This is a genomic window from uncultured Campylobacter sp. (genome assembly GCF_937997595.1).
Classification (GTDB): domain Bacteria; phylum Campylobacterota; class Campylobacteria; order Campylobacterales; family Campylobacteraceae; genus Campylobacter_B.
In genome coordinates this window covers 1-7,331 of the sequence record NZ_CALKTS010000009.1, presented here as the reverse complement: position 1 = coordinate 7,331, position 7,331 = coordinate 1, and the positions used below count along the sequence as shown (strand labels likewise).

Annotated in this window: 7 protein-coding genes; 6 read left to right on the top strand and 1 reads right to left on the bottom strand. The window is 51.4% G+C overall.

Features of this window, described 5'->3' with window-relative positions:
* Nucleotides 1-741, bottom strand: a 741-nt coding sequence (locus tag Q0614_RS00450) for an MqnA/MqnD/SBP family protein (RefSeq protein WP_298785724.1), incomplete at its 3' end; no start/stop codon positions are given.
* 303 nt (nt 742-1,044) lie between these two features.
* Here Q0614_RS00450 and recA point away from each other — a divergent pair.
* The 6 genes from recA to argH all read left to right on the top strand — a co-directional run.
* The gene (recA, locus tag Q0614_RS00445; RefSeq protein ID WP_295150832.1) at nt 1,045-2,088 is read left to right on the top strand and encodes a recombinase RecA; all 1,044 of its coding nucleotides are present in this window, start codon (nt 1,045-1,047) and stop codon (nt 2,086-2,088) included.
* Complete coding sequence (gene eno, locus Q0614_RS00440; RefSeq protein WP_298785721.1) at nt 2,088-3,338, top strand: phosphopyruvate hydratase; 1,251 nt, start codon at nt 2,088-2,090, stop codon at nt 3,336-3,338. The genes recA and eno overlap by 1 nt, the downstream gene beginning before the upstream one ends.
* A 1-nt stretch (nt 3,339) precedes the next feature.
* On the top strand, nt 3,340-4,167 hold the full coding sequence (locus Q0614_RS00435) for a hypothetical protein (protein WP_298785720.1): 828 nt from the start codon (nt 3,340-3,342) through the stop codon (nt 4,165-4,167).
* The gene (locus Q0614_RS00430; protein ID WP_298785718.1) at nt 4,164-5,339 is read left to right on the top strand and encodes a hypothetical protein; all 1,176 of its coding nucleotides are present in this window, start codon (nt 4,164-4,166) and stop codon (nt 5,337-5,339) included. The genes Q0614_RS00435 and Q0614_RS00430 overlap by 4 nt, the downstream gene beginning before the upstream one ends.
* 9 nt (nt 5,340-5,348) lie before the next feature.
* Nucleotides 5,349-5,978, top strand: a complete 630-nt coding sequence (locus tag Q0614_RS00425) for an NAD(P)H-dependent oxidoreductase (protein ID WP_298785716.1) — start codon at nt 5,349-5,351, stop codon at nt 5,976-5,978.
* Between the two features lie 190 nt (nt 5,979-6,168).
* On the top strand, nt 6,169-7,331 hold a 1,163-nt coding region (gene argH / locus Q0614_RS00420; protein ID WP_298785722.1), incomplete at its 3' end, for an argininosuccinate lyase.

The window sequence follows — 7,331 nt, the reverse complement described above, 5'->3', positions numbered from 1 at the left end:
CGAAAGCTCGATCGAGGCTTCGTTAGCATAAAGGCTCAGATATTTTTCGAGCTTTGCATCGTCCACGCGGATGAGGTTTCTCTCCATCAGCATCTGCGACAAAAAGGGCTTATGCGCGGTGGCGATGCGCACGCCTTCGGTTAGCACGCGCTCGCACTCGATGGCGTCCGTTATCGGCAGGCTGCGGCGAACCGCCATGCCTCCCAGTGGCAGCGGCAGATTTTCGCCCGCTAGCTCGCTCCAGATATCCCAGATCTCGCGCTCTACGCAAAGCTCGTCCGAAAAGTTCAAAATACTCTCGTGTATCAGCACGCCCGCGTCTACTTCGCCGCTTAAAACCGCGCCTTCGATCTGCAGGAAGTTTTTATAAATCACACGCGCCTGCGGGTATGCCATGCGAAAAAGTAGGGCATTTGTCGTGTGTTTGCCGCTGAGCGCGACCTTGAAATTTCGCTTTAAAACCGCGCCCTTTTTCTTAACGAGCTTTGGGCCGTAGCCCTCGCCGAAGCTCACCGCCGTGCGCAAAAGCGCGTATTCGTCGCAGATCAGTGGATATAACGCAAAGCTAATAGCCGTGGCCTCGTAAGTGCCCTTTAGCGCCTCGTCGTTTAGGCTCTGGATATCAAGCGCCGTGGCGCTAAGCTTTAGATTTTTTGAACTAACCCAACCGAAATCAATCGCCTTATACATAAAAATATCGTCGGCGTCGGGCGAGTGAGCGACGTTTATATGCTTAAAAATCTTCAAATTTTATCCTTTTTGCTCCGCTTTAAATTTTGCGCGCGGTGCGCAGCTTGATTCCAAAATGTTGCGAAATTATAGTGAAATTTTGCTACAGCCCTCATAAAAACGCGGAATTTCTAAAGAAAAACGTGAAAAACAGGGCCCGTTTAAAAGGCTAAATTTAATGCTCTCCGCTTGCCGCGCAGAGCTTCTGCGCTCCTTAAAAATTTCAAATTCCGATGCCGCGCCGAATTTGAGCGAATAATCAAAAATTCATTTCAAATTTGGTAAAATCAAGTGAATTTATTTTTAAGGAAAAACATGGACGAGGGAAAGAAAAAGACGCTGGATGCGGCGCTAAAATCGATCGACAAAGCTTTCGGCAAGGGCACGCTGGTGCGGCTGGGCGATAAGCAGGTCGAGCCGATAGACGCCATCTCTACAGGCTCCGTGGGGCTTGACATCGCGCTTGGCATCGGCGGCGTGCCGAAGGGGCGCATCATCGAGGTTTACGGGCCGGAGAGCTCGGGCAAGACGACGCTTACTCTTCACATCATCGCCGAGTGCCAAAAAGCGGGCGGAATTTGCGCATTCGTAGACGCCGAGCACGCGCTAGACGTCAAATACGCTTCAAATTTAGGCGTCGATACCGACAACCTCTACGTCAGCCAGCCCGACTTCGGCGAGCAGGCGCTTGACATCGTAGAAACTCTAGCGAAGAGCGGCGCGATTGATCTTATAGTCGTTGATAGCGTCGCTGCGCTCACGCCGAAAAACGAGATCGAGGGCGATATGGGCGATCAGCACGTAGGGCTTCAGGCGCGGCTTATGAGCCAAGCGCTGCGCAAGCTCGCCGGCGTCGTGCACAAGATGAATACGACGGTGATCTTTATCAACCAAATACGCATGAAGATCGGCGCGATGGGCTACGGCACACCAGAGACGACGACCGGCGGCAATGCGCTTAAATTTTACGCTTCGGTGCGCATCGATATACGCAAGATCGCTACTTTGAAACAAAACGAAGAGAGCATTGGCAACCGCGCCAAGGTCAAAGTCGTGAAAAACAAAGTGGCGCCGCCGTTTAAGATCGCGGAATTTGACATAATGTTCGGCAAGGGTATCAGTAAGGTGGGCGAGTTGATCGATTACGGCGTCAAGCTCGATATCGTCGATAAAAGCGGCGCATGGTTCAGCTACGGCGATACGAAGCTGGGTCAAGGTCGCGAAAATGCTAAAATTTATCTAGAGAATAACCCTGCCGTCGCTGAAGAGATCACGGCAAAGATCCGCGAGCAGATGGGTAGCGTAAATTTCAGCACAGACGCGGACGATGAAGAAAATTTACAAAGTGGAGATGAATAATGATTTATATCGAAGATGTTTATGCCATAGAAGTACTCGATAGCCGCGGCAACCCGACCGTGAAGGCGACCGTGGCTCTAAGCGACGGCACCGTAGCAAGCGCGATAGTCCCAAGCGGCGCAAGCACGGGCAAACGCGAGGCGCTGGAGCTTCGCGATAAGGACGAAAGATACTGCGGCAAGGGCGTGCTAAAGGCGGTAGAAAACGTAAATTCTCAGATCGCGGAGGCTGTGATCGGGCTGGATGCGTTTGATCAAAAGGCGCTTGACGATGAGATGAGAGAGCTTGACGGCACCGATAACTACTCAAATTTAGGCGCGAACGCCGTGCTTGGCGTATCTATGGCGGTAGCGCGCGCGGCGGCAAAGAGCCTTGACGTGCCTTTGTACCGCTACCTAGGCGGCGCGAATGCCAGCGTGCTACCCGTGCCGATGTTTAATATCATCAACGGCGGCGCGCACGCGAACAACAGCGTGGATTTTCAAGAATTTATGATTATGCCGTTTGGTTTTGATAAATTTAGCGACGCTCTGAGAGCGGCGAGCGAGATTTACCACACGCTAAAAGGCCTTCTAAACGCAGCCGGCCACAGCACGGCGGTGGGCGACGAGGGCGGATTTGCGCCAAATTTAAACGATAACGAAGAGCCGATCAAACTAATCATGCAAGCTATCGAAAAAGCGGGCTACAAAGCAGACGAGCAGATCAAGCTAGCCCTTGACGTCGCGGCTAGCGAGCTGTACGAAAACGGCAAATATAAGCTAGAGGGCAAGGAATTTAGCAGCGAAGAGCTGATAGAGCGATACGCGCAGCTTTGCGAGAGGTACCCGATATTTTCGATCGAGGACGGCCTAAGCGAGGATGACTGGGCGGGCTGGGCGAAGCTAACGAGCAAGCTTGGCTCTAAAGTGCAGCTCGTGGGCGACGATCTATTTGTAACGAACGAGAAAATTTTACGCGAAGGCACCCAAAAAGGCGTAGCTAACGCGATCCTAATCAAACCAAATCAAATCGGTACCGTCAGCCAAACTATGCAGACAATCCGTCTAGCGCAGCGCAAAGGCTACCGCTGCGTGATGAGCCACAGAAGCGGCGAGAGCGAGGATAGCTTTATCGCGGACTTCGCCGTCGCGATGAATACGGGCCAAATCAAAACGGGCGCGACCTCAAGAAGCGAACGCAACGCAAAATACAACCGCCTGCTTGAGATCGAGCGCGAGACGGACGAGTTTTTAGGAAGCCGAATTTAAAATGTTTTTTAAAAAAAAGTCCAAGCGGGGCTTAAAAGGCGGCGCGCAGCGCCCCTATACGGACGGAGCGGATTATACGGACACGCAAGGCAGATATTTAGACGCAGACTTTGACGAGGACGATTTTTTTGACGATGATGAATTTTATAGCGATGAAAATTTTGGCGGAGGCTTTAGCGCGGTAGGGGCTGGCTTCCGGAAAAATCGCAACGGAGCTTCGCGCGGTATAGACGAAACAGGCTCTGCCTCTGATGCCACAAGCAGCAACTCTAATTTAAGCAGCAAAAGCTCCGCTGCAAGCGGAAACTACGAAGGCAACGCGCAAGCAGACGCGGGCTTTTACAGCGCGGAATTTATTGGAGGCAGCGATTTAAAGAGTGCAGAATTATACGTGAAAGAAAACCGCTTCCCAAACGACGCGGATTTTGCGGCTCAGAGCGTAGAGCGCGGCTCTCAAGGCACGAGCTTTGCGGCGCAAGACATAAATTCTGCCACGCAAGGATTTTCTTTTGCACCGCAAAACGCAGATCCTGCCGCTAAAAAAGCTTTAAAGAAGCGTAAAAATTTAAAAGAACGGCTGAATTTTATCAATCCGTTTTCACCGCTTAAGCAGATTTTTGCAGCTCTTGCGCTGATTGTCTGCGTCGTTTTTGCGGGCATCTTCGTGGGTGATGTGCTATTTGGCAAGCGATCGTTTGAAGTGCTGCGCCAGCTGCAAAAAGAAAAGGCGTTTTTATTCACCGACGTCGAGCGGCTAAAAGAGGAAAACGCTGAGCTGCAAAAGCTTTATTTAGAGCGTCGCTCGCTCGATCCGGACCTTAAAAAATGAGAAAAATTTCTTTGCTAATTTTAGGTCTCTGCGCTTTTTTAAACGCAGAGAATTTAAATGGCGCAAATTCAAACGCTACGAAACCTAGCATCGTCGTGGTAAAAGAGCAAAATTCTACCGATTTGGCGATTAAAGAGCCAAAAACAGGTGCGCAAAGCCTAAACGCTAAAAAGCAAGCTGTAATGAGACCTGAAACATCTAAAAGTCCTACCGCAGCAATGCAAAAAAGCGCCGCAGAAGCAAATTCTAGCGTCAAAGCAAGCGTCACCAAAAAAGCCGTGAGCGCACAGCTCTCGCAGACCGAAAAAAAAGCTCCTGGCCCCAAAGCGGGCATCGGCGCTCCTTTGCAGGTCATAAAGACGGAGCTGAACTCTTCTGCGCAGCCTTCAGCTGCGACGCTTCCGCCTCCTGATGAGTTACCGATTGCGCCGGAATTAAGCGAGTCAAATTCTACAGTAGCGCAAAATTTTAAGGCGGCACAGAATTCTACAGCGCAAAACTCCACTATGCAACAAGACGCGCAATCTGCTCCGCAAAATTCCAATCCGGCGCAAAGCTCCGCCGCCGCGTCGCAAAATACTCCTGCGCCTAAAAATTTTACGCAGCAAACCTTTGCGCTTCCCTCCGACGCCCTTACGATCGAAAGCCTGATCGTGCGATATAGGGACGACGACGGGGCTCTGCATGAAAAGATCGTTGATATCAATCGCTCAATTGATTGGCACGATGACTTCGTGCTAAGCGCTAGCGCCAAACCCGCGCTACATAGGGCACTGGACGTCTCGGTTACTTCGACTGATCCAAATTTACAAAAGCAGGCCTCGCAAAGTGGCATCACGCCTAGCTTCGCGCCGCGCCTGGAGCTACCGCTAGAGACGCTTAAATTTGACGATGGACTAAAATTCGTCATCCGCAAAGACAGCGTGCAGCTCATCACCGCAGACGATTTCAAAAGCTCTGACGCAAATGCTTCTGGCACGCTTGAAGCGGAGTTTTGGCGGCAAGAGATCCCGCTTAGCGGCGCGAGCTTTGCTGTAAATATCGGTGGCTTTAGCGATATTAATGTCACTAAAGAGGACGGCTACTACCGCATCGGCGTACGCTCGCGCGAGGGTAACCTCAGCATCAGACGCAAAGATGGCGGGTATTTGATCTACAAAAATTCTAATTAAGGAGAGACTATGACACATTTAGAGATTATGAAATTTCGCCACGCGTGCAAAATTTTTGACGAGAATAAAAAGATCGGCAAAGCCGATTTCGACGCTATTTTGCAGGCGGGCATCTTAGCACCTAGTTCTACGGGGCTAGAGCAATGGGACTTTTTGGTTGTGCAAAACAAGGCGTTGCGCGAGCAGATCCGCGAAAAATCGTGGAATCAGCCGCAGATCACCTCTTGCTCACATCTGGTCGTGATTTTAGCAAAGATCAAGGACATAAAGCTAGGAAGTGATTATATCGAGCGAATGATTACGCGTAAAAAAGATGAAGCGCCTAAATATATCGGCGACAGGCATAAATTTTATCAAGATTTTTTAAGCGGTTATTTTCACAACGACGATGAGGAGCTATTTAATTGGTCGTACGCGCAGTGCATGTTCGCAGCACTTGCGATGATGAACGAGGCCGCAAGCCGCGGCATCGACAGCTGCCCGATGGAGGGCTTTGATCGCGCAGCGCTAAATAAAATTTTAGGCATTGATTGGAACGATCGCCGCGTGGCGCTACTCGTACCTTTCGGCTACCGCGTAAACCCACAGCCGCAAAAGATCCGCTGCAGCATGGATGACGTAGTAAAGTGGATTGAATAGGTCAAAAGTGGTTTTAGAGTATTAAATTTACAGCGCGTAAAAGTCCAAAGCTGGTGTGCGAAGCAACACACGCGTTTTTTAGGAATTTACCGCGCTTTAGCCTTTTTTCTCGCCCGCAAATCTTGTGCGGCGAGATTTAAAATTTTATAAAATCACCGAAAATTTAAACGAAGGAGCGAGCGTGAAAAAAATGTGGGAAGGGCGCTTTAGCGAGGCGAGTTCGGCGCTTTTGGAGGAGTTTAACGCCTCGATCGGCTTTGATAGGGCGCTTTGGCAGGAGGATATCGCAGGCAGCAAGGCGCACGCTCGGATGCTGGGCGCCTGCGGGATTTTAAAGGCTGACGAGAGCGAAAAGATCATCACTGGGCTTGACGCCGTGTTTGAGGAGATAAAAAGCGGCAAATTTGAGTTTAAAACCGCCGACGAGGACATCCACATGGCGGTCGAAAAGCGCCTAAGCGAGCTCATCGGAAGCGATCTTGGCGGTAGGCTGCACACGGCGCGCAGCAGAAACGATCAGGTCGCGCTTGATTTTCGCCTCTACGTGCTTAAAAGCGGCGCTCAGGTTGCCGAAAAGATCCGCGAACTAGTCGCCGCGCTGCGAGATATCGCGAGCGAGCACATGAACACGCTGATGCCCGGCTACACGCACCTTCAGCATGCTCAGCCCGTGAGCCTTGCCTATCATCTGCTCGCTTACGCGTTTATGTTTCGCCGCGACTACGAGCGCTTTGCCAGCTCGCGCGAGCGAAACAACCTCTGTCCACTAGGCTCCGCCGCGCTTGCCGGCACGCCGCATCCGATAAATCGCGAGCTGGTCGCGCAGCAGCTAGGGTTTGCGGGAGTGACGCCAAACGCGATGGATAGCGTCAGCGACCGCGACTTCGCGCTGGAGATTTTATTTAACGTGAGCGTGCTGATGACGCATGCGTCGCGCCTGTGCGAGGAGCTCATCTTGTGGAGCTCGCAGGAGTTCGGCTTTGTGACAATCAGCGATGCCTACAGCACAGGTAGCTCGATCATGCCGCAGAAGAAAAACCCCGACGTCGCCGAACTCATCCGCGGCAAAACTGGGCGCGTAAACGGTAATCTCGTCGCGCTGCTAACGGTGATGAAGGGCTTGCCGCTAGCTTACAACAAGGATATGCAAGAGGACAAGGAGGGCGTTTTTGACAGCGTTTCCACTGCGCTTGCGAGCCTTGAAATTTTAAAACAGATGTTAAAAACGGCTAAATTTAACGAGCAAAATATGCTCGCGATGACGCGCCGCGGGCACCTCACGGCAACCGATCTGGCTGATTATCTCGTGCGGGAGAAAAACGTGCCGTTTCGCCGGGCGCACTTCATCACGGG

Coding starts and splice junctions, on each gene's coding strand:
- recA (WP_295150832.1), top strand. CDS start 1,045: ATGGACGAGGGAAAGAAAAAGACGCTGGATGCGGCGCTAAAATCGATC.
- eno (WP_298785721.1), top strand. CDS start 2,088: ATGATTTATATCGAAGATGTTTATGCCATAGAAGTACTCGATAGCCGC.
- Q0614_RS00435 (WP_298785720.1), top strand. CDS start 3,340: ATGTTTTTTAAAAAAAAGTCCAAGCGGGGCTTAAAAGGCGGCGCGCAG.
- Q0614_RS00430 (WP_298785718.1), top strand. CDS start 4,164: ATGAGAAAAATTTCTTTGCTAATTTTAGGTCTCTGCGCTTTTTTAAAC.
- Q0614_RS00425 (WP_298785716.1), top strand. CDS start 5,349: ATGACACATTTAGAGATTATGAAATTTCGCCACGCGTGCAAAATTTTT.